The sequence below is a fragment of the Methylobacterium sp. Leaf456 genome, assembly GCF_001425465.1.
GTDB lineage: Bacteria > Pseudomonadota > Alphaproteobacteria > Rhizobiales > Beijerinckiaceae > Methylobacterium.
On record NZ_LMQV01000034.1, the window covers coordinates 62,468 to 83,434 of the forward strand.

Below are 20,967 nucleotides of genomic sequence, written 5' to 3' on the forward strand. Positions count from 1 at the left end.
CTTGCCCGCGCCGATCCCCCTCGACGATCCGGACGACCCGCGCCTCGCCCCCTACCGGGCGATGCGCGAGCGCGACCTCGTCGGGCGGCAGGGCCGCTTCATCGTCGAGGGCGAGGTGACCCTGCGCCTGCTCTTTTCCGAAGGCGCGCGCTTCCGGGCCGAATCGGTGCTGCTGGCACCCGAGCGCTGGCCCGGTCTGGCACCGTCCCTTCCAGGGGACGGCCCGCCGGTCTACCTCGCCGGCAAGGACGTGATGAGCGCGGTGACGGGCTTCCCCGTTCATCGCGGCGTGCTGGCGGTGGGCCTGCGCGGGGCCGAGCCTCGGCCCGGCGCGCTGATCCCGCCCGCTCCGGCCCCGGCCCTCGTCCTCGGCCTCGTCGGCCTGACCAACCACGACAATGTCGGCGGCCTGTTTCGCAACGCCGCCGCCTTCGGCGCCGACGCGGTGCTGCTCGACGCCGCCACCTGCGACCCGCTCTACCGCAAGGCGATCCGGGTCTCGGCCGGCGCCGCGCTGACCGTGCCCTTCGCCCGCGCTCGAAGCGGCACCGCCCTCCTCGATCTCGCCGAGCGCCACGGCCTGACCCCCCTGGCGCTCACGCCGGGCGGCGGCGAGGCACTGGAAACGCTCGAGCCTCCGCCCCGCGCGCTGCTGCTGCTCGGCACCGAGGGGCCGGGTCTGCCCGAAGCCGTGATGGATCGGGCGCGCCGCGTCCGCATCGCCATGGCGCCGGGCTTCGATTCGCTCAACGTGGCGACGGCCGGGGCGATCGCGCTGCATCGGCTGGCCGGTGAACGGCTATCCCGAACCTGACGCCCGCCTGTGGACGGCGCCCCCGGTGCGGCGACCGATCGTTAAGCCGGCGTGTTAAGGGAGCGGGGCGCCGCCAGCGGGGAATCGGATGGGCTACGAGATCGACCTGGGGCGGGCCGGCGAGCGGCCGGCGGTGATGGACCTCACCGAACTGCTGGCGACCCGCCTGCTTGTCCAGGGCAATTCCGGCTCGGGCAAGTCGCACCTGCTGCGCCGCCTCTTGGAGCAGAGCGCCGGCCTCGTGCAGCAGGCGATCATCGACCCGGAAGGCGATTTCGTCACGCTGGCCGAGCGCTACGGCCATGTCGTGGTCGAGGCCGACGGTAACGAGAGCGAGCTTCTGCGCATCGCCGCGCGGGTGCGGGAGCACCGCGTCTCGGTGGTGCTGTCGCTCGAAGGGCTCGATGCCGAGGACCAGATGCGGGCCGCTGCCGCCTTCCTCGGTGGGCTGTTCGATGCCGACCGCTCGCTCTGGTACCCGATGCTCGTCGTCGTCGACGAGGCGCAGCTCTTCGCGCCCGCCGCCGCGGGCGAGGTGTCGGACGAGGCGCGCCGCCTCTCGCTCGGCGCCATGACCAACCTGATGTGCCGTGGGCGAAAGAGGGGCTTGGCCGGCATCATCGCCACGCAGCGGCTCGCCAAGCTCGCCAAGAACGTCGCGGCGGAAGCCTCGAACTTCCTGATGGGCCGTACCTTCCTCGACATCGACATGGCCCGCGCCGCCGACCTCTTGGGCCTCGACCGCCGCCAGGCCGAGATGTTCCGCGACCTCCCCCGTGGCCATTTCGTGGGCCTGGGGCCGGCGATCTCGAAGCGCCCGCTGCCGATCGCGGTGGGCGCGACCGAGACCGAGAGCCGCAATTCGGCCCCCGCCCTCCTGCCGCTCCCCGAGATGGGCGAGGCCGCCCGCGCCCTGATCCTCACCGCAGCACCCGGCGAGGAAGCCAGACCCCTGCCCGCGCCGCGGCCGAAGCCCGCCCGCCCGGCGAGCCCCGACGTGCTGGTCCAGCTCGCGAGCTACCGCCCGCCGGTCCGGGAAGACTTTTCCGAACCCGAGCCCCTCGATCCCGCCGAGCGCGAGGCCGCGATGGCCGAGGTTCTGGCGTCTGTGCTTGCCGATTCGGACGCCGTCGCCTGCACCCCGGCGACGCTTTATCAGGACTTCACCGTGCGCTGCCGCATCCGCCGGATCGGCGGCGAGGCGATGAGCCTGTCCGAGTTCAAGCGCCGCCTCGCGGTGGCGCGCGCCGGGGTCGGCGGCGCCACCGCCGAGGGACCGGAATGGGAGCGGGCGCAAGCGATTGCCGCGGGGCTGCCCGACGATCTCGCCGGCCTGTTCCTGCTCATCGCCCGCACCGCCATCGAGGGCGCGCCCTGCCCCTCCGACGCCTCGCTGGCCCAGGCCTACGGCACCTCCTCGGCGGGCCGGGCGCGACGGATGCTCGCCTATCTGGAGGAGCGCGGCGCCATCGTGATGCGCCGCGATCTGCGCGGGTCCCCGATCATCGCCGTGCCCGATCTCGATGCCGAGACCGGCCCGCAGATCGGCGCCGCGGCGGTGGTGCCGCTGCGCCGCCGTTAAGGACGGACTGCGCGCGACAATCCGCACCTCTTGCCGGGCGCTGAGATAAGGCCAAGATTGGCCGTCACACGGACGGGAATGGGAGCCTCGGGGCGTTGCTTCAGTCGCGGGAAGGTTTGCGGGCGCTCACCGGGCGCCGCGTCGTCGTCGTCGGGGCGGGCCCCGGCGGGCTGGCCTCTGCGCTGCTGCTGGCGAAGGCCGGCCTGCACGTCACGGTGATCGAGCGCGATCCGGTGGTGGGCGGTCGCACCAAGACCGTCGAGGCGCCGGGCGGCTACCGCTTCGACATCGGCCCGACCTTCTTCCTCTATCCGCAGATCCTGGCCGACATCTTCGAATCCTGCGGCGAGCGGCTGGAGGATCACGTCAAGCTCGAACGGCTCGACCCGCAATACAACCTCGTCTTCGAGGGCGAGGGCGGCATCTCGGGCCAGATCCGCGCCACCGGCGACGTGCCGCGCCTCAAGGCGGAGATCGGCCGCCTCGCCCCGGCCGACGCCGAGAACGTCGAAAAGTTCTTCGCCGAGAACCGGACCAAGCTCGACTACTTCAAGCCGGTGCTGGAGCAGCCGTTCGACAACTTCCTGTCGATGGCGAGCCCGGCGATGCTGGCCGCCCTGCCCCACCTGCATCCCGGCCGCAGCGTCGACAAGGACCTGCGCCGCTACTTCGCCGACCCGCGGGTGCGCCTCGCCTTCTCGTTCCAGACCAAATATCTCGGGATGAGCCCGTTCCGCTGCCCGAGCCTGTTCACGATCCTCTCGTTCCTCGAATACGAGCACGGCGTCTATCACCCGGTCGGCGGGTGCGGCGCGGTCTCCGAGGCGATGGCGGGGCTCGCCCGCCGCATGGGCGTCGATGTCCGGCTCAACACGAGCGTCGAGCGGGTGCTGTTCGAGGGCAAGCGCGCCTGCGGCGTGGTGGCCGGCGGCGAGACGCTGAAGGCCGATGCGGTGATGATCAACGGCGACTTCGCCAAGACCATCCGCGAACTCGTGCCGGAGGAGCGGCGCCCGCGCTGGCGCGACGCCAAGATCGACAAGGCCCGCCTCTCCTGCTCGACCTTCATGCTCTATCTGGGGCTCGAAGGGAAAATGCCGGACAGCCTGGGGCATCACACGATCCTGCTGTCCAAGGAATACGAGCGCAACATCAACGAGATCACCGGCGGCATCCTGCCGATGCAGCCCTCGATCTACGTGCAGCATGCGGGCTTCACCGACGGCGGCATGGCGCCGCCCGGTCACACCGCCCTCTACGTGCTGGTGCCGGTGCCGAACCTGAAATCGGGCATCGATTGGGAGACCGTCGCCCCGACCTATCGCAAGCTGGTGCTGGAGCGGCTGAAGCTGCTCGGCCTGCACGACATCGAGGACCGCATCCGCTACGAGCGCGTCATCGATCCCCGCGGCTGGCGGGACGATTTCGCCGTGCACGAGGGCGCGACCTTCAACCTCGCCCACGATCTGCTGCAGATGCTGTGGTTCAGACCCCATAATCGCTTCGGGCCGGGGCTCTACCTCGTCGGCGGCGGCACCCATCCGGGCTCGGGCCTGCCGGTGATCTACGAAGGCGCGCGCATCTCCGCCCGCCTGCTGATCGAGGATCTCGCGCGCGAAAAAGCCCCCGCCATCCTGGCCGAACTGCCCTCGACCTCGCCGCTCGCCACCGGCGAGCCGCATTGATGCGCGCGACCGCCGTTGTGATCGCTGGGCTGGTGCTTGCCGGCCCGGCCTGCGCCGCGAGCCTGGAGGTCGTCGTCGAGGGGGCCGAGCCCGGCGCGGGCGCGGTCTACGTCACGCTCTGCCAGGGCAGCCTGACGGAAGCAGGCTGCCGCCAGGGCCAGGACGCCCTGGCCCAGGGCGGCGCCCAGCGCTTCCTGTTCCGCGACGTGCCCGCGGGCACCTGGGCGGTGGCGGCGTTTCAGGATCTCGACGGCGACGGGCGGCTCGGTCGCACGCAACTCGGCCTGCCGCTGGAGCCCTACGGCTTCTCCGGCGCGGCCGGGCGCCGCGCCCGGCCGGATTTCGGCGCCGCCGCCTTCACCCTGGCCGAGCCCGGCGCTGCCCTGCGGGTGCGCCTCGCCCGCGCCCTGCCCCGGCGCTGATTCCTTATCGTGAGCGTCCCGCCGCCCCTCGTCCGCGTCGAGGGGGCCGCCCTCGCCTTCCGCGGCCGGCCGGCCCTGCGCGGCCTCAACCTCACCGTGGAGGCCGGCACGACCTTGGCGCTGCTCGGGCCGAACGGCGCCGGCAAGTCCACCTTGATCCGTCTGCTCGCCGGACGGCTCGGGCCGGATTCGGGCCGCGTCCGGGTGCGCGGCGGCGATCCGCACGCGGATCGGGCGGTGCGCGGGCGCATCGGCTACGTGCCCCAGGAAATCGCGCTCTATCCGCGCCTCAGCGTGGCGGAAAACCTCGAGGTGTTCGCCCGCCTCGCCGGGCTGTCCCGCGGCGCCCGCCGCGACGCGGTCGGTTCGGTGCTCGCCCGCTGCGCCCTCGAAACGGTCGCCGGGCGCCCCGTCGCCACGTTGTCCGGCGGCTACCAGCGCCGGACCAACATCGCCGCGAGCCTGCTCGCCGCCCCCGACCTGATCCTGCTCGACGAGCCGACGCAGGGGGTCGATCTCGACGCCCGCGCCGCGATCCACGCGGTGCTGGCCGGCCTGCGCGCCGCGGGCGCGGGCGTCATCGTCAGCACCCACGATTTCGTCGAGGCCGAGCGCCTCGCCGACCGCGTCGCCATCCTCAGCGAGGGTCGCTTGCGGCTGGCCGGCGATCTCGCCGCGCTGATGCGCCCGCTCGCCGCCGCGCCGCCGGAGCACGAGGCGGTGATGGAGGCGGCCCCCGGCCCGGCGGCCCGGACGGCTCTGCGCGAGGCCGGCTTCGCCCCGGAAGCGGGTGACGCCCGGCTCTGGCGCGCCGACCACGGCGCCGCGGGCGGCCTCGACGGCGCGGCCCTGCTGGCGAGCCTGCGCGGGATGGGCGTGCCGGTGGCCGAAATCCGGGTGCGCTGCCCCGGCCTGGAAACGCTTTATCGCGAAGCCCTCGACGGATCGGAGGCGGCGGCGTGATCGCGGCGGCCTTCCGGGTGATGTGGCTCTCGCTCCTGCGCGACCGCGCGGCGCTGACGATGGCCTTCGTCCTGCCCACCGTCATCTTTTCGATCTTCGCCGCGATCTTTTCCGGCGCGCTCGGCGACCGCGTCCGCATCCACCTGGGTCTGGCCGATCTCGCTCAGACCGCCACGACGCAGCGCCTCGCCGCCGCCCTGGAGGCCGAGCCGAGCCTGCGGGTCGAGCGGCTGCGTGCCGCGGATGTCGAGGGCGCGGTCGCCGCCGTGCGCCGCGGCGAGGTCGATGTCGCCCTCGTCTTGCGGGGCGAACTCGCGGCGCAGAGCGGCCTCGCGCCTGCCGACCAGCCGGTGGTGCTGGTCGAGAGCCCGGCCCGTGCGCTGGCGAGCCCGATCGCGCTCGGCCAGCTTCAGCGCGCACTGAACGGGGCGCTGCCCGACGTGGTGCTCTCGCGCATCGTCGCCGACGTGGAGCGTTCGGGGAAGATCGGCGCCGACGAGCGCACCTTTCTCGACGAGGCTTTTGCCGAGCAGCGGGCCAAGAAGGAGCCGTTTTCCTTCGCCAACCTCGTCGAGACCCGCTCCGCCGCCTCCGGCCGCGGCAACGAGCGCATCGGCTACTATGCCGGCGCCATCACCGCGGTGTTCCTGCTGTTCGCCGCGATGCAGGGCGCGCTCTCGCTGGTGGACGAGCGCGAAGGGGGGCTGGCCGACCGCCTCGCCGCCGGCCCCGGCGGCCTGCGGGTGATCGTGCTGGGAAAATTCCTGTTCCTTCTGCTCCAGGGCATCGTCCAGGCCGGCCTGATCTTCACGGCAGCCGCTTTGCTCCACGGCGTCGATGTCTCCGGCCACTGGCTCGGCTGGCTCGTCACCTCGGCGCTCGTCTCCGCCATGGCGGCGGGTCTGGCACTCGCCGCCTGCGCCCTGTCCTCGACGCGCCAACAGGCGCATCTCGCCGCCACCTTCGGCGTGCTGCTGCTCTCGGCGGTGGGCGGCAGCATGGTGCCCCGCTTCCTCATGCCCCCCTGGCTACAGCAGGCCGGCTGGCTCACCCCCAACGCCTGGGCGATCGAGGCCTACCAGACCGCGCTCGGCGAAGGCGTTTTCGCCGCGCTTCCGGCTTGGGGTGTGCTCGCCGGGCTGGCGCTGATGGGGCTCGGAGCGGCGTTGGGGTTGGTGGGGCGGCGCACGCGCTGAGGCGTGAGGCGGATCGTCCCGCGGCGGCCCGCCCCCGCGACCGACATGGGAGAATCTGGCACAGCCCCGGTCCGGGCTTCGCCGCGCTCGGGTCTACCGCACCGAGGAAGCGATGCCGCGCCTGCTGATCGCCGATGGAAACGACCGCGACGGCCGCGCGACGCGCTGCGATGTCCTCGGCCGCACGACGGCGCAGTCCTTCGCCGATGTCGTGACCGACATCGCCCCGGGGGCGGAATGCATCCTGATCGCGCCCGCCGACGCGGACGCGGCCCTGCCCGAGGGCCTTGGCCTGCACGAGGCCGACGGGTTGATCGTCACCGGCTCGACCCTGCGCCTGAGCGAGGGCGGTCCCGCCGTCGAACGCCAGCTCGACCTGATGCGTGCGGCGTTCGCCGCCGGGCTGCCGATCTTCGGTTCGTGCTGGGGCATCCAGGTCGCCGCCGCGGTGGCGGGCGGCCGGGTCGGCCCGAACCCGCGCGGGCCCGAATACGGATTCGCCCGCCACCTCGCGCCCACAGCGGAGGGCGCCGCTCATCCCCTGCTCGCCGGCCGCGGCCCGGCCTGGGACGCGCCCGCGATCCACACCGATGCGGTGCTGGAGCCGCCGTCCGGCGCCCGCGTGCTCGCAGCCAACGCGGTGCTGGACGTGCAGGCCATTGAGATCCGCCACGGGCGCGGGCTGTTCTGGGGCACGCAGTACCACCCGGAAGTCGATCCCGACGAGCTCGCTGCCATGCTGACGCTCAGCGCCGCGGCCGTGGTCGAGGCCGGGTTCGCCGCCGACGGAGCCGCGGTCGAGGCTTATGCCGATGAGGTGCGCGCTTTGACCGATCCAGGCGCCCGCCAGCGCCTCGCGTGGCGCCACGGCCTCGGGGACGATCTGCTCGATCCGGGCCAGCGCCGCCGGGAGATCGGGAATTTCCTGGCGCACCTGTCCACACGTTGAGGCGGTCTCAGGGGGCAGCGCGACCGGGTGGCACGTTGACCCGCAGCATACCGCATCTAGCTTTGCCGTGAAGGCCGGCGCCTCAAGCCCCGGCGGGGATGAGTTGCGATGAGCCAGGGTTCCTCGGTCGCGGTGGTGGGCAGCGGGCTCGGCGGGCTGGCCGCGGCCTGCGTGACGGCTGCGAGGGGGCACCGCGTCACCGTCTACGACAAGAATGCGTGGATGGGCGGCAAGGCGGCGGTGCTGCACGAGGGCGGGTTCCGCTTCGACATGGGGCCGACCATCCTCACCGTGCCCCGCGTGCTGGAGCGGGTGTTCGCGGAGGCCGGCAAGTCGGTCCACGACTACATGGATCTGCGTCGCCTCGACCCGCAATGGCGCTGCTTCTTCGACGACGATTCCCGCATCGACCTGATCGAGGACGTGGATGCCATGGCGACGGCCATGGATCGGTTCGCACCCGGCCAAGGCGTGGGGGATGGATACAAGAAATTCATCGCGGTCTCCGAGCACCTGCACGGCGTCTCGGAGCGCTTCTTCTTCTGGAAGGCGGTGCAGGACCTGTTCGACACGATCGACATCCGCGCCAACATGAACCCCGGCACCCTGCGGGACGTGCTGTCCCTGCGCATGCACGCCACCGTCGCCAGCACGATCCGCGGCAAGGTGAAGGATGCCCGCCTCGCGCAGATGCTCGACCACTTCGTGCAATATGTCGGCTCCTCGCCCTACGGCGCGCCGGCCGTGCTCTGCGCCATCGCCCACATGCAGACGGCCGAGGGCGTCTGGTATCCGATGGGCGGCACCCGCGCCGTGGCCGAAGGCCTGATGAAGCTCGCCACCGAACTCGGCGCGACGCTCAAATCCTCCGACGAGGTGACGGGGCTCGACATCCAGGGCGGCGCGATCCGCGGCGTGAAGACGGCCTCTGGCACGACGCCGTTCGACGCCGTGATCTCCAACATGGATTCGGTGCGCACCTACCGCGAACTCGTCGGCGGCGAGGTCGGCAAGACCTACGAGAAGAAGAGCTTCGAGCCGGCCTGCTCCGGCGTGGTGCTCTATCTCGGCCTCAACAAGCGCTACGAGCACCTCGCCCACCACGATTTCATCTTCTCCCGCGATCCGGAGGAGGAGTTCGACTTCATCTACCGCAAGGGCGAGCCCGCCCCGGACCCGACCGCCTATCTCGCGGCCCCCTCCTCCACCGACCCGAGCGTGGCGCCCGAGGGCGGCGAGGCGCTCTACGTCCTCGTCCACACCCCCTACCTTCGCCCGCACCACGACTGGCAAAAAATGTTTCCGGCCTATCGCCGGACCATCCTGGAGAAGCTGAAGCGCACCGGCGGCATGCCGGACATCGAGGAGCGCATCGTCGTCGAGCGCCACCTCACCCCGCAGGACATCCACGACCGCTACAAGGTCTTGAACGGCGCGATCTACGGGCTCGCCTCGCACGGCCGCATGATGGGCGCGTTCAAGCCGGGCAACCGCTCGCGCGAAGTGCGCGGCCTCTACCTCGCGGGCGGCGCCGCCCATCCCGGTCCCGGCATGCCGATGGTGATGATGTCGGGCTGGATCGCGGCCGACGCGCTCGATGGGGACATCCGCGGCCGGGCCGAGCCGGAGCTGCGCGCCAGCGCGTGACCGGACGAGGCGTTCCGCCCACCCCACCCGAACTCCCCGAGCGCTCGGCCTTCGTCTGGCGCTTCATGGCGGGCTATCTCGACCGGTTCGTGCGCCGACACATGAACGCCCTGCGGCTCGCCCGCTGGGGCGTGCCGGCGCATGTCGAGGCCGGCACGCCGCTCGTGGTCTATTGCAACCATCCGGCGTGGTGGGACGCGGCGATCCTCATCCTCATCGGCGACCGGCTGTTTCCCGACCGCGCCTGCTACGCCCCGTTCGACGAGGCGATGCTCAAGCGCTACGGCATCTTCCGCCGCATCGGCGCCTTCCCGGTCGATCTGGAGAGCCGCCGCGGGGCGGCCCAGTTCCTGACCGCCTCGCGGGCGGTGCTGTCGGGTCCGGGGCGCGCCCTGTGGATCACCGCGCAGGGGCGGTTCAGCGACACCCGCGCCCGTCCGCTCGGGCTTAAGGGCGGCGTCAGCCGGGTCCCTGAAATCGCTCCGGACGCCCTGGTGCTGCCGCTCGCCCTCGAATACGCCTTCTGGGAGGAGCGCGGCGCGGAGGCCTTCTGCGCCTTCGGGGCGCCGATGCGAGCGGGCGACCTCCTCGCCCTGCCCCGGCCGGAGCGCCTCGCCCGGATGGAGGCTGCGCTCACCGACACCCTCGACCGGCTCTCCGCCGACGTCATCGCCCGCGATCCCGCCCGGTTCGAGACGTTGGTCTCGGGGAAGCGCGGCGTCGGCGGAATCTATGACAGCTGGCGGCGGCTCGGGGCGATGCTCACCGGGCGCCGCTTCGAATCCGGGCACCGCGCCACACGACAGGAGTCTGAGCGATGATTCTGGCGCTCGCCCTGCTGGCCCTCGCGCTCGCCGCGCTGCCGGCCTGCCTCGCGGCGATCAACCTCTCGATCCTGCGCACGCCCGAGCCGGAGCCCGAGGCGCCCGGCCTCATCTCGATCCTGATCCCGGCCCGCAACGAGGCGGGGGTGATCGAGGGCACGGTGCGCGCCGCGCTCGCGAGCGCCGGCATCGCGATCGAGGTGCTGGTCGGCGACGACCATTCCACCGACGACACCGCCGCCATCGTCCGAAAGATCGCCGAGACCGATCCGCGCCTGCGCCTTGTCGCCGTGCCCGACCTGCCCGAGGGCTGGACCGGCAAGAACCACGCCTGCGCCATGCTCGCCCGCGAGGCACGCGGCGACCATCTCCTGTTCCTCGATGCCGACGTGACGTTGGCGCAGAACGGTGCTGCGGGCCTCGCGGCGCACGCAAGACGCGCCAAGGCCGACCTCGTCAGCGGCGTGCCGCGGCAGGTGATGGAGAGTTTCGGCGAGCGCCTGACCGTGCCGATGATCAACTTCCTGCTGATCGGCTACCTGCCGATGGCGATGATGCGGCTCTCGCCCGACCCGTCGCTGGGGGCGGCCTGTGGCCAGATGATCCTGATGCGGAGTGAGGCCTACCGCGCCAGCGGCGGCCACGAGGCGATCCGCACCTCGCTTCACGACGGCGTGCGCCTGCCGCGCCTGTTTCGGAGCATGAGCCTGCGTACCGATCTCGTCGCCGGGCACGCGCTCGCGACCTGCCGGATGTACCGCGATTGGCCTCAGAGCTGGGCCGGCTTCTCGAAGAACGCCCGTGAGGGCATGGCCACGCCCCGGGCGCTTCCGGTGTGGACGGCGCTCCTGTTCGGCGGCCACGTGCTGCCCTGGCTGGTGCTGCTCCTGGCGCTGACGGCGGGCCATGCTTCCGCCGCCTGGATCGCGGCGGGGGCCACCCTCCTGTCGCTGGCGACGCGAACGGCGATCACCCTGGTGGTGCGCGAGCCCGCCGCCACCGTGCCGCTGCATCCGGTGACCGTCTGCACCGCGCTGGCGATCCAGTGGAACGCGCTGCTGCGCCCAGGCCGCGCCGGCGTCGCGGTATGGAAGGGGCGCCGCTATCCGATCACCGCCCCGCCCCGGACATCCTGACGATCGGGCGGCAAAATCTGCGCGGGCCGCGATCGAGTCTTTGCAGTTGGCCGGTAACGCCTGTAGCTTCGAGGCCACGATGGTGCGGCCTGCTGCCGTGTCCGCGTGCGTTCAGGAAGCTCGGCCGCGTCCATGAGGGATGAGAGCGCCGCCGCCGTGTCGGCTCGCCCCGCCGCCGACCCGCAAGACCCGCGGGACGGCACCCGCACGGTCGTGGGCGGCCGGCCGATCGAGCCCTATCCGACCCGCTATGGGCGCCGCGACGCCTACGCCGCCCTCGATCTCGGCACCAACAATTGCCGCCTGCTGGTGGCCGAGCCGACGCCCAACGGATTCCGCGTCATCGACGCGTTCTCGCGCATCGTCCGCCTCGGCGAGGGCTTAGGGAACTCCAACCGCCTGACCGAGGCCGCGATCGAGCGGACCGTGGAGGCTTTGCGCATCTGCAAGGCCAAGATGAAGGCCCGCGGCGTCGCCCGCTCCAAGGTGATCGCGACGGAAGCCTGCCGCCTCGCCGTCAACGGCGCCGAGTTCGTGGACCGGGTGCGCGCCGAGGTCGGGCTCGATCTCGAGATCGTCGATCGCCAGACCGAGGCCTACCTCGCCGTCACCGGCTGCGCTGCCCTGGCCGATCCGCGCGCCGAATCGGTGGTGATCTTCGACATCGGCGGCGGCTCCACCGAGATCGCGTGGCTCGACGGCGCGGCGGCCAACCCCTCGACCGACCCGACGCTGCGCATCCGCGCCTGGGATTCGCTGCCCGTCGGCGTGGTGACGCTGGCCGAGCGCCACGGCGGCACCGAGGTGACGCGGCTGACCTTCGAGGGCATGGTCGAGGAAGTCGGCGACCTGATCTCCCCCTTCGCTATCCGCGCGGCGGCGGCGGCGACCGCGCCGTACTTCCACCTGCTCGGCACGTCGGGCACCGTGACAACGCTGGCGGCCATGCATCTGCGGCTCGCCCGCTACGAGCGGCGCCGGGTCGACGGCCTCTGGATGAGCGACTTCGAGGTCAGCGACGCCATCGAGGACCTGCTCGACACCCGCCTGGAGCAGCGCGCCGACAACCCCTGCATCGGCCGCGACCGCGCCGACCTCGTGCTCGCCGGCTGCGCCATCCTGGAGGCGATCCGCCGGGTTTTCCCGTCCGAGCGCCTGCGCATTGCGGATCGGGGCCTGCGCGAGGGGCTGTTGATGAACATGATGCGCGAGGACGGCGTGTGGCGCCGGGGGCGCTATCGCTGAGCGTCCTTCCCGCTCGGGCCGCGTTCCGATAGGGACGACGCCTTGAGAGGACCAACATCATGAGCGACCGGCGAGGCGGATCGGGCGGTCTGCGCGGCGACCTGAAGCAGCGGGTGAAGACCGGGCGCGGTCGCACCCTGTCGCAGAAGCGCTGGCTGGAGCGCCAGCTCAACGACCCCTACGTGGCCCGGGCCAAGCGCGAGGGTTTTCGCTCGCGCGCGGCGTTCAAGCTGGTGGAGATCGACGAGCGGTTCAAGTTGTTGAAGCCGGGGCAGAAGGTGCTCGATCTCGGCGCTGCGCCGGGGGGCTGGGCGCAGGTCGCGGTCAAGACGGTGGGCGAAAGCGGCCGGGTCGTCGGCATCGACCTGCTCGACATCGAGCCGATGGCGGGGGCGACCTTCATCACCGGCGACTTCCTTGACCCCACCGCCCCCGAGCGCCTGACCGAGCTGCTGGGCGGCAGGGCCGACCTCGTGCTGTCCGACATGGCGGCCAACACCACCGGCCACAAGAAGACCGATCACCTGCGCATCATCGGGCTGGCCGAGACCGCGGCGGCCTTCGCCCGCGAGATCTTGGCGCCGGGGGGCGCCTACCTCGCTAAGGTGTTCCAGGGCGGCACCGAGGGCAGCCTGCTGGCCGACCTCAAGCGCGATTTCGCCGTGGTCCGCCACGTCAAGCCGGCGGCGAGCCGAGCCGATTCGAGCGAACTCTACGTGCTCGCCACCGGCTTCCGCGGCCAGTCCGAGGACGAGGACGCCGAAGAGGAGGCGTAGCCACTCCGGCCAGTCCCAGGTTTCGAAAGGACTACGTCCTTTCGCGGGTCCAGGGCAGAGCCCTGGAAAGGAAGTGGGGCTCTGCCCCGCGCCCCGCCAAAGGACTCGTCCTTTGGGATCCCGTTAGAAGAACAGCGTCGTGTTCAGGTAGCCGTAGAAGGTATTGCCGGTGTCGGGCGCGTTGGGGGCATTGCGCAAAAAATCGCCCTTGATGAGGTAGGCGACGCCGGTGTCGAGGATCATCGCGTCGGGAACGATCCAGTACCGGATGCGGCCCTCGATCTGCTGGCCGGCGTAGCGGCCGGATCGGCCGGTGCGGTCGCGGACCAGCGTCGCGCCGAAGCTGTCGGTGGGGGTTTCGAGGAACAGCGGGCGGTAGGCCACGAAGGCATCCCAGATCGGGCTCGGCGTGACTTCCAGGCGTAAGGCCGGCGAGATCAGGTTGGCACGCTGCACCGGACCGTAGAGGCCGGTCGGGCCGTATTCGAAGCGGCGGGCGCCGAACAGGGTGTCGAAGCGGTTGAACCCGTTCGGGTTTCGGCCGTCGCCGCTGGCGTGGTCGTATTGCAGCGCGATCCGCGGGCGCCACGTCGCGTCGAAGGTGTAGCCGACCTCGGCATGGAGGAAGTAGGCCGAGACGTCGAGGTCGCGCCGGTCACTCGCGGCGGCGGTCTCGCGGGCCTGCCCCGTCTGGTAGATCGCTTCCAGATCGTAGTCGAAGGCGCCGACCTTCGGCGCGCGGGCCAGCCGCAGGCCGGGGGTGAACAGGCGCCGGTCGCGGGTCTGGACCGAGCGCAGGCCGGTGCCGGAATCCCGCTCCATGAGGCCGTAGCCGTAAACCTCGAAGGTGCCGCCGAGCACGCCCGCCTTGGTGTAGGAGGCGCCGAAGAGCTGGAGATCGAGGCTCTCGCGGTCGAAGGCGATGTCGTTGTTGAGAATGCCCTGCGTGTCGTCGGGCAGACGCGTGTGCGGCATCGTCCACAGCACGGTGAGCCGGTCCTTGGCGGCGTTCTGCCAATCGTAGGACAGGCCGGTGAAAGCGTTGATGGTATTGCGGAATTGCTGCCGCGAGACGAGGCGGCGCGAGCCGATGTTCTTGGTGAAGCGGCCGACCGTGAGGCTGCTCTTGGTTCCCTCCCCGGCTCCGTCGGCGAGGTCGAGGGCGAGGTAGGCCTGACCCGGTTCGAGGGCATTGATTTCGGTGGTGAAGGCTGAGGAGTTGCGCTGCTGGAAGTAGCCACGGCTGTCGAACAACTCGCCGCCGATGCGCAGGGGGCCGGTCTCGTACTCGACGAAGAGCGTGGTGAGATACGAGTTGAGGATGTCGTTGCGGGCGAAGGTCTCGGGCCGGAATTGACCCGCGATGCCCTCGGCCCGCGGCCGGAACGAGCCGCTGATGCGCAGGTTGGCCGGGCTCCCCAACGCCTCGTGCAGGAGGAAGCGGGGTTTTGACGGGTTCGCGGAGAAGACCGGGCCGCCCTGCGCGGCGGCGAGGCTGGGGATCGTGGCGGCGAGCAGGCAGGCGGGCAGCCGGAATCGTTTCAAGACATCATCCTCGTCCTGATGCGGCATGGACCGATCCGGCGAGACGATGCCCGATCTGTTATGCCAACGCTCAGGTTGGATGCATTATTCCGTCAGGTTTTTTTGGTGTGCGGTCTGAATCCTGTTTGACGTGTGCTGGTGCTGTGCTTCGGCAACGAGGACAGAAAAACGGACTGTTCGGTTGAGTACGGCGGGATGAAATTTGGATGTGCTTCACGGAACGTCCTACTCGACCAGCCGATATCCGGCTGATCGCTGCGGACTCCGCCTTACGCCGTCGTTGCGAGGCGGAGCGAAGCAATCCAGCGCTCCGCACTGTCCAGAGAGGTCGCCCATGGCACCGTTTCGTCGGCGCGGTCCCGCCCTCTCCGAAAAAGTCGCGCTCCGGATAGCTTCGGCTCCGCCTCGCGATGACGGAGTAGCCGAACGGATCAGGCCGTGGCGTCGGGAAGCGCCTGCACCAGCACCCGGAAGCGGTCGCCGCGGACCTCGAAGTTCGGGAACTGGTCGTAGGAGGCGCAGGCCGGCGACAAGAGCACCACGGGTTCGGGCGCCGAAGACGCAGCCGCCGCCTTCGCGGCGGTTTCGGTGGCGACTTCCAGGGTCTCGCAGCGGGTGAAGGGCACCCTCCCCTCCAGCGTCGCGGCAAAGGCGCCGCTCGATGCGCCGATCAGGTAGGCGTGGGCGATGCGCTCGAACAGCGGGCTCAGCGGTTCGATGCCGCCCTCCTTGGCCTTGCCGCCGACGATCCAGTGGATGTCGCGGAAGGCCAGCAGCGCCTTCTCGGTCGAGTCGGCGTTGGTGGCCTTGGAATCGTTGACGAACAGCACCCGGCCGCGGCGCCCGAGCCCCTCCATGCGGTGGGCGAGGCCGGGGAAGCTTCTCAGTGCCGCCGCCAGCGCCTCGTCCTCGATCTCCAGCGCCCGGGCGACCGCCACCGCCACGGCCGCGTTCTGGCCGTTATGGGCGCCGCGCAGGGAACCGATGCCGGTGAGGTCGGCGAGGCCGGTGCCGTCTGAATCGACGATGCGGGGGCCCTGAACGGTCAGGTCGCCGGCCTCGTCGCCGTGGCCCTCGACGTGGATGCGCACCCGCGGTCCACCGCGACGGACCGCGATGGCCGCGCACCAGGCGTCGTCCACGCCGACCACGGCGAGGCCGGCACTCGCGACCACCCGCTCCTTGATCGCGGCGTAGTTCTCCATGGTGCCGTGGCGGTCGAGATGGTCCGGCGTGAGGTTGAGGAGCACCCCGACGGAAGGCGCCAGCGACGGCGTGAGGTCGATCTGGAAGGTCGAGAGTTCGACGACGTGGACGCGGCCGTCTGCCGGCGGCTCCAGGGAGAGGATGGCGGTGCCGATGTTGCCGCCCATCTGCACGTCGCGGCCGGCCTCCCGCAGGACGTGGGCGGTGAGCGCGGTGGTGGTCGACTTGCCGTTGGTGCCGGTGATGGCGACGAAGGGCGCGTCGGGGGCCAGCGTCGCGCGCTCGCGGCAGAAGATCTCGATGTCGCCGATGATCTCGACGTCGGCCGCCTGCGCCAGCGGCACCGTCCAGTGCGGCTCCGGGTGGGTCAGCGGTACGCCGGGCGCGAGCACGAGGGACGAGAAGCCGGACCAGTCGGCCTCGCGCAGGTCGGAGACCGTGATGCCCTGCTCGCGGGCGCGGTCGCGGCTGGCCGCGTTGTCGTCCCAGGCCAGCACGTCGGCCCCGCCCGCCAGCAGCGAGCGCACGGTCGCGAGCCCGGAGCCGCCGAGGCCGAACAGGGCGATCTTTTGGCCGGCGAAGGTGGTGGCGGGGGTCATGGCGAACGGCCTTTCACGACGACGCGACGCGTCTCCCACCCCTCCCCCTCATCCTGAGGTGCCCGCCTTGGCGGGCCTCGAAGGAGGGCTCCAGTTCGCTCAGCGATCCCTGGAGCCCTCATTCGAGGCTGCTTCGCAGCACCTCAGGATGAGGGGATTGGGTAGGAACGACGTTGCGACGCGCCTCCTATCACAGCTCAGCGCAGCTTCAGCGTCGCCAGCCCGACGAGGGCGAGGACCACGGCGATGATCCAGAAGCGGATCACGACCTGCGGTTCCTTCCAGCCCTTCTGCTCGAAATGGTGGTGGATCGGCGCCATGCGGAAGACGCGCTTGCCCGTGAGCTTGAACGAGGCGACCTGGATGATCACCGAGAGGATTTCCAGAACGAACAGGCCGCCGACGATGGCGAGCACGATCTCGTGCTTGGCCGCCACCGCGATCGAGCCGAGCAGGCCGCCGAGTGCGAGCGAGCCGGTGTCGCCCATGAAGATCTGCGCGGGCGGCGCGTTGAACCACAGGAACCCGAGCCCCGCCCCGATCACCGCACCGCAGACGACGGCGAGTTCGCCGGTGTCGCGGACGTAGTTCACCTGCAGGTAGCCCGCGGTGAAGGAGTTGCCGACGAGGTAGGCGATGATGCCGAAGGTGCCGCAGGCGATCATGACGGGCACGATGGCGAGCCCGTCGAGACCGTCGGTGATGTTGACCGCGTTGCCCGCGCCCACGATCACGAAGGCGGCGAACGGCACCCAGAACCAGCCGAGGTTCAAGAGCGCGTCCTTGAACACCGGGAAGGCGAGCTGGTTCTGGAGCGAGACCGGCGAGTAGATCGAGATCAGGAGGCAGGCCGAGCCGGCGATGGCGAATTCGAGCAATAGCCGGAACTTGCCGGAAAAGCCCTTGTGCGACTGCTTCGTGACCTTGAGGTAGTCGTCGTAGAAGCCGATCGCGCCGAAGCCGAGGGTGACGGCGAGCGTCACCCAGACATAGTGGTTGCGCGGGTTGGCCCAGAGCAGCACCGAGACGATGGCGCCGGCGAGAATCATCAGCCCACCCATGGTCGGCGTGCCGCGCTTGGTCAGGTGGCTGGCCGGCCCGTCCTCGCGGATCGGCTGACCCTTGCCCTGGCGGATGCGCAGGAGCGAGATGATCCACGGGCCGAACCAGAACACGAAGAAGCCCGCCGTGAACAGCGCGCCGCCGGTGCGGAAGGTGATGTAGCGGAACACGTTGAGGGGCGTGAGCGTGCCGCTCAGTTCCGACAGGAGATAGAGCATCCGTAGGTCCGCCCGCGGCAGGTTTTTCGAGATCGACCGCGTCGGGCGCGGCCGGACTCACGGTGGGTGGGCGAGAAGCGGCCCGTGGATGGCGCTCAGCGAACCGCCTGGAGCGAGGCTTCGCGCTGGTCCGGGGGCAGCGCGTAGCGGGCTTTGACCGCTTCGACAATCCGGACCATGCGCATGGAGTTCGAGCCCTTGACCATCACGGCGTCGCCCGGACGCAGCGTCGCGACCACCGCGTCGGTCAGTTCGTCCGCCGTGTGGGCGGCAACGCCGCGGCTCTCCCGCGGCAGCGCCTCGAACAGGTGACGCATCAGCGGGCCGGCGGTGAAGACGAGGTCGATGCCGTTCGCCTTCACGGCTTCCGCCAGTTCGCGGTGCAGGCTCTCGCCGGCCTCGCCCAGTTCCTTCATGTCGCCGAGCACGGCGATGCGGCGGCCCTTGGCGCAGGTGTCGATGCCGGCGAGCGTCGCCAGGGATGCGCGGATCGAGGCCGGGTTGGCGTTGTAGCTCTCGTCGACGAGGTAGGCGTCGCCCTCCGCGATTCGAAGGGCCGTGCGCTCGCCGCGCCCGACCGGGGGCTTGAGCCCCGCCAGCGACAGGGCGGCGCGGGCGAGGTCGGCGCCCAGCGCGTGAACGCAGGCCATCACGCCGAGCGAGTTCATGGCGACGTGCCGGCCCGGCGTGCCGAGCTGGTAGGTGACAGACAGGCCCATCACGGTGGCATCGACCACGGAGATGTCGGGGCGGGTGAGGATGCGGTGGGCGCGGACATCCGCCGCCTCGTGCTCGCCGAAGGTGATGACGCGGCCGGCCTTCGAGGCGTGGGCATGCGCCAGCATCCGCGAAAAATTCGGGTTGTCGCGGTTGATCACCGCGACGCCGCCCGGCGCGAGACCGGAAAAGATCTCGCCCTTGGCGTCGGCGATGGCCGAGAGCGAGGGGAAGTGCTCGATATGGACCGGCTCGACGGTGGTGATCAGCGCCACGTCCGGCCGCACCTGGGCGGTGAGCGGCAGGATCTCGTCGGCGTGGTTCATGCCGATCTCGAACACGCCGAAGCGGGCGGATTCGGGCATGCGAGCCAGCGTGAGGGGCACGCCCCAGTGGTTGTTGTAGGAGGCGACCGAGGCGTGGGTCTCGCCTTGCGCCCCGAGCACGTGGCGCAGGGCTTCCTTGGTGCCGGTCTTGCCCACCGAGCCCGTCACCGCGACGATGGCCGCCTGGCTCCGGGCGCGGGCGGCGGTGCCGATCCGGCGCATCGCATCCAGCACCGGGTCGTCGGAGCCTTCCGGCACCGCCAGCACCGGGCCGTGGGTCGAAAATTCTCCGGCGCGTGAGGCGGCGACCACGGCGGCGCCCGCGCCCTTGTCGAGGGCGGCGCGCACGAAGTCGTGGCCGTCGCGGGCCTCGCCGCGGATCGCGAAGAACAGGTCGCCGGGCTGGAGCGTGCGAGTGTCGATCGAGGCGCCGCCGATCGGGCGGAGCTCGCCGTGCAGCGCGCCGCCGGTGGCGGCTTCGAGTGCGGCTTGGGTCCAGAGGGGGGCCGTCATCCGTTCACCTCAGCGATCGCGGCGCGTAAAACCTCGTGATCCGAGAACGGGAGCACGCTTGTGCCCACGATCTGGCCGGTTTCATGGCCTTTGCCGGCCACCACCAGCACGTCGCCGGGCTCGAGGCTGCGAACGCCCTCGCGGATCGCCTCGCCCCGGTCGCCGATCTCTTCCGCGTCCGGCGCGGCGGCCAGGATCGCGGCGCGGATGCTCGCGGGCTCCTCGGTGCGCGGGTTGTCGTCGGTGACGATCACGCGATCGGCCAAGCGTTGCGCGATGTCGCCCATGATCGGCCGCTTGCCCCGGTCGCGGTCGCCGCCGCAGCCGAACACCACGACGAGCCGGCCCGTCGCGAACGGGCGCAAAGCCGTCAGCACATGCTCCAGCGCCTCGGGTTTGTGGGCGTAATCGACGAGGCACAGGCCCCCGTTGGCCTCGCCGATCCGCTCCATGCGGCCGGGCACGCCGGTGAGATGATCGAGCGCGGCGAAGACCGCGGCCGGGTCCTTTTCGCCCGCCGGCGTCGAGAGGGCGAGGCCGGCGGCGACCAGCGCGTTCTCGACCTGGAAACCGCCCACCAGCGGCAGCCGCACCGTGTAGGTGTCGCGCCCGTGCGCCAGGGTGAGGGCCTGGGCGAAGCCCTCGGTGCGGGCCTCGAGCACGCGGATGAAGTCGCCGTGGCGGCCGGTGGTGCGGATCGCGTGGCCGGCGGCGTCGGCGGTGCCGATGACGCGCTCGGCATAGGCGCCGTCGGCGTTGATCACCGCCGGGCGGCCCTTCGGCAGCAGGGTGGTGAACAGGCGGAGTTTCGCTTCGAGGTAGTCCTCGATGGTCGAGTGATAGTCGAGATGGTCGCGCCCGAGATTGGTGAAGGCGGCCGCCGTCAGCCCGACGCCGTCGAGACGCCGCTGCTCGATGCCGTGGGAGGAGGCCTCCATGGCGAGATCGGTGATGCCTTCGTCCGCCAGCCGCGCCAGGGTCTGGTGCAGGGTGACCGGATCGGGCGTGGTCAGCGAGCCGTAGGACGCGCCGCGGTTGGTGACGATGCCGACCGTGCCGAGGCTCGCGGCGTCGCGGCCGATGCGGGAGAGGATCTGGCGCACGAAGTCGGCGACCGAACTCTTGCCGCTGGTGCCGGTCACAGTCACCACGGTCTCGGGCTGGCGGCCGGACAGGCGGGCGGCGGCGAGGGCGAGCGCGCGGCGGGCATCCGCTACGGCGATCCAGGCGGTGGCCGCGGGCAGATCGGCCGGGCGCTCGCCCTCCCCGACGACCGCGACCGCACCCGCTTCAGCCGCTTTCGCGGCAAAGAGCCGTCCGTCCGCCGTGGTGCCGGGCACGGCGACGAACACGCCGCCGGACACGACCTTGCGGCTGTCGGCGGTGAGGCCCGCGACCGGAAGGTCGGCGCTATCGATGCCGGCTTCCCCGAAGAGATGGCCGAGGGTGGGCTGGCTCATGCGAGGCTCCCGTGACCTGTCGCGGCCTCCCATCCATGCCCTCATCCTGAGGTGCCGCGAAGCGGCCTCGAAGGAGGGCTCC

The 20,967-nt window shown here is 71.2% G+C and carries 17 protein-coding genes; 12 read left to right on the top strand and 5 right to left on the bottom strand.

Annotation, left to right across the window (positions count from 1 at the left end; translation table 11 throughout):
* Nucleotide 1: 1 nt before the first annotated feature.
* The 12 genes from ASG52_RS15875 to ASG52_RS15930 all read left to right on the top strand — a co-directional run bounded on the left by ASG52_RS15875 (nucleotide 2) and on the right by ASG52_RS15930 (nucleotide 13,239).
* Nucleotides 2-814 carry a TrmH family RNA methyltransferase gene (locus tag ASG52_RS15875; RefSeq protein WP_056245104.1) on the top strand — a complete coding sequence of 271 codons (813 nt, stop codon included), beginning with the start codon at nucleotides 2-4 and terminating at the stop codon, nucleotides 812-814.
* A gap of 88 nt (nucleotides 815-902) precedes the next feature.
* On the top strand, nucleotides 903-2,396 hold the full coding sequence (locus tag ASG52_RS15880; protein ID WP_056245105.1) for a helicase HerA domain-containing protein: 1,494 nt from the start codon (nucleotides 903-905) through the stop codon (nucleotides 2,394-2,396).
* A 95-nt stretch (nucleotides 2,397-2,491) separates the two neighbouring features.
* Nucleotides 2,492-4,081 carry a phytoene desaturase family protein gene (gene crtI, locus ASG52_RS15885; RefSeq protein ID WP_056245107.1) on the top strand — a complete coding sequence of 530 codons (1,590 nt, stop codon included), beginning with the start codon at nucleotides 2,492-2,494 and terminating at the stop codon, nucleotides 4,079-4,081.
* Nucleotides 4,081-4,503, top strand: a complete 423-nt coding sequence (locus ASG52_RS15890; RefSeq protein ID WP_056245110.1) for a DUF2141 domain-containing protein — start codon at nucleotides 4,081-4,083, stop codon at nucleotides 4,501-4,503. The genes crtI and ASG52_RS15890 overlap by 1 nt, the downstream gene beginning before the upstream one ends.
* A 9-nt stretch (nucleotides 4,504-4,512) precedes the next feature.
* A complete protein-coding gene (locus ASG52_RS15895) occupies nucleotides 4,513-5,466 on the top strand; it encodes an ABC transporter ATP-binding protein (RefSeq protein ID WP_286159075.1) in 954 nt (317 codons plus the stop codon).
* A complete protein-coding gene (locus ASG52_RS15900) occupies nucleotides 5,463-6,662 on the top strand; it encodes an ABC transporter permease (RefSeq protein ID WP_056245115.1) in 1,200 nt (399 codons plus the stop codon). The genes ASG52_RS15895 and ASG52_RS15900 overlap by 4 nt, the downstream gene beginning before the upstream one ends.
* A gap of 112 nt (nucleotides 6,663-6,774) precedes the next feature.
* Nucleotides 6,775-7,611, top strand: a complete 837-nt coding sequence (locus tag ASG52_RS15905; RefSeq protein WP_056245118.1) for a type 1 glutamine amidotransferase — start codon at nucleotides 6,775-6,777, stop codon at nucleotides 7,609-7,611.
* A 108-nt stretch (nucleotides 7,612-7,719) separates the two neighbouring features.
* Entirely contained in the window at nucleotides 7,720-9,258 is a 1,539-nt protein-coding gene (locus ASG52_RS15910; protein WP_056245121.1) for a phytoene desaturase family protein, read from the top strand.
* A 65-nt stretch (nucleotides 9,259-9,323) separates the two neighbouring features.
* Nucleotides 9,324-10,079: a lysophospholipid acyltransferase family protein gene (locus ASG52_RS15915; RefSeq protein ID WP_156384007.1), complete on the top strand. Its 756-nt coding sequence runs from the start codon at nucleotides 9,324-9,326 to the stop codon at nucleotides 10,077-10,079.
* Nucleotides 10,076-11,218 carry a glycosyltransferase family 2 protein gene (locus tag ASG52_RS15920; protein ID WP_056245126.1) on the top strand — a complete coding sequence of 381 codons (1,143 nt, stop codon included), beginning with the start codon at nucleotides 10,076-10,078 and terminating at the stop codon, nucleotides 11,216-11,218. Before ASG52_RS15915 ends, ASG52_RS15920 begins: the two co-directional genes overlap by 4 nt.
* A 132-nt stretch (nucleotides 11,219-11,350) precedes the next feature.
* Entirely contained in the window at nucleotides 11,351-12,463 is a 1,113-nt protein-coding gene (locus ASG52_RS15925) for a Ppx/GppA phosphatase family protein (RefSeq protein ID WP_056245127.1), read from the top strand.
* A 59-nt stretch (nucleotides 12,464-12,522) separates the two neighbouring features.
* Entirely contained in the window at nucleotides 12,523-13,239 is a 717-nt protein-coding gene (locus tag ASG52_RS15930; protein ID WP_056245130.1) for an RlmE family RNA methyltransferase, read from the top strand.
* A 123-nt stretch (nucleotides 13,240-13,362) separates the two neighbouring features.
* Here ASG52_RS15930 and ASG52_RS15935 read toward each other — a convergent pair whose 3' ends face one another.
* The 5 genes from ASG52_RS15935 to ASG52_RS15955 form a co-directional block, all read right to left on the bottom strand.
* Nucleotides 13,363-14,769 carry an alginate export family protein gene (locus ASG52_RS15935; RefSeq protein ID WP_502691080.1) on the bottom strand — a complete coding sequence of 469 codons (1,407 nt, stop codon included), beginning with the start codon at nucleotides 14,767-14,769 and terminating at the stop codon, nucleotides 13,363-13,365.
* A gap of 446 nt (nucleotides 14,770-15,215) precedes the next feature.
* On the bottom strand, nucleotides 15,216-16,589 hold the full coding sequence (murD, locus tag ASG52_RS15940; RefSeq protein WP_056245133.1) for a UDP-N-acetylmuramoyl-L-alanine--D-glutamate ligase: 1,374 nt from the start codon (nucleotides 16,587-16,589) through the stop codon (nucleotides 15,216-15,218).
* 197 nt (nucleotides 16,590-16,786) lie between these two features.
* Nucleotides 16,787-17,869 (bottom strand): phospho-N-acetylmuramoyl-pentapeptide-transferase, encoded by a 1,083-nt coding sequence (gene mraY, locus ASG52_RS15945; RefSeq protein WP_056245136.1) that lies wholly within the window; start codon nucleotides 17,867-17,869, stop codon nucleotides 16,787-16,789.
* Nucleotides 17,870-17,964: 95 nt separating this feature from the next.
* Entirely contained in the window at nucleotides 17,965-19,425 is a 1,461-nt protein-coding gene (locus ASG52_RS15950; protein WP_056245138.1) for a UDP-N-acetylmuramoylalanyl-D-glutamyl-2,6-diaminopimelate--D-alanyl-D-alanine ligase, read from the bottom strand.
* The gene (locus ASG52_RS15955; protein ID WP_056245141.1) at nucleotides 19,422-20,885 is read right to left on the bottom strand and encodes a UDP-N-acetylmuramoyl-L-alanyl-D-glutamate--2,6-diaminopimelate ligase; all 1,464 of its coding nucleotides are present in this window, start codon (nucleotides 20,883-20,885) and stop codon (nucleotides 19,422-19,424) included. Before ASG52_RS15955 ends, ASG52_RS15950 begins: the two co-directional genes overlap by 4 nt.
* Nucleotides 20,886-20,967 lie beyond the last annotated feature (82 nt).

Excerpts from the sequence above, each read along its gene's own strand:
- ASG52_RS15925 (WP_056245127.1), top strand. The coding sequence starts at position 11,351 with ATGAGGGATGAGAGCGCCGCCGCCGTGTCGGCTCGCCCCGCCGCCGAC.
- ASG52_RS15890 (WP_056245110.1), top strand. The coding sequence starts at position 4,081 with ATGCGCGCGACCGCCGTTGTGATCGCTGGGCTGGTGCTTGCCGGCCCG.
- ASG52_RS15950 (WP_056245138.1), bottom strand. The coding sequence starts at position 19,425 with ATGACGGCCCCCCTCTGGACCCAAGCCGCACTCGAAGCCGCCACCGGC.
- ASG52_RS15930 (WP_056245130.1), top strand. The coding sequence starts at position 12,523 with ATGAGCGACCGGCGAGGCGGATCGGGCGGTCTGCGCGGCGACCTGAAG.
- mraY (WP_056245136.1), bottom strand. The coding sequence starts at position 17,869 with ATGCTCTATCTCCTGTCGGAACTGAGCGGCACGCTCACGCCCCTCAAC.
- ASG52_RS15880 (WP_056245105.1), top strand. The coding sequence starts at position 903 with ATGGGCTACGAGATCGACCTGGGGCGGGCCGGCGAGCGGCCGGCGGTG.
- ASG52_RS15905 (WP_056245118.1), top strand. The coding sequence starts at position 6,775 with ATGCCGCGCCTGCTGATCGCCGATGGAAACGACCGCGACGGCCGCGCG.
- ASG52_RS15920 (WP_056245126.1), top strand. The coding sequence starts at position 10,076 with ATGATTCTGGCGCTCGCCCTGCTGGCCCTCGCGCTCGCCGCGCTGCCG.
- ASG52_RS15915 (WP_156384007.1), top strand. The coding sequence starts at position 9,324 with ATGGCGGGCTATCTCGACCGGTTCGTGCGCCGACACATGAACGCCCTG.
- murD (WP_056245133.1), bottom strand. The coding sequence starts at position 16,589 with ATGACCCCCGCCACCACCTTCGCCGGCCAAAAGATCGCCCTGTTCGGC.
- ASG52_RS15955 (WP_056245141.1), bottom strand. The coding sequence starts at position 20,885 with ATGAGCCAGCCCACCCTCGGCCATCTCTTCGGGGAAGCCGGCATCGAT.
- ASG52_RS15910 (WP_056245121.1), top strand. The coding sequence starts at position 7,720 with ATGAGCCAGGGTTCCTCGGTCGCGGTGGTGGGCAGCGGGCTCGGCGGG.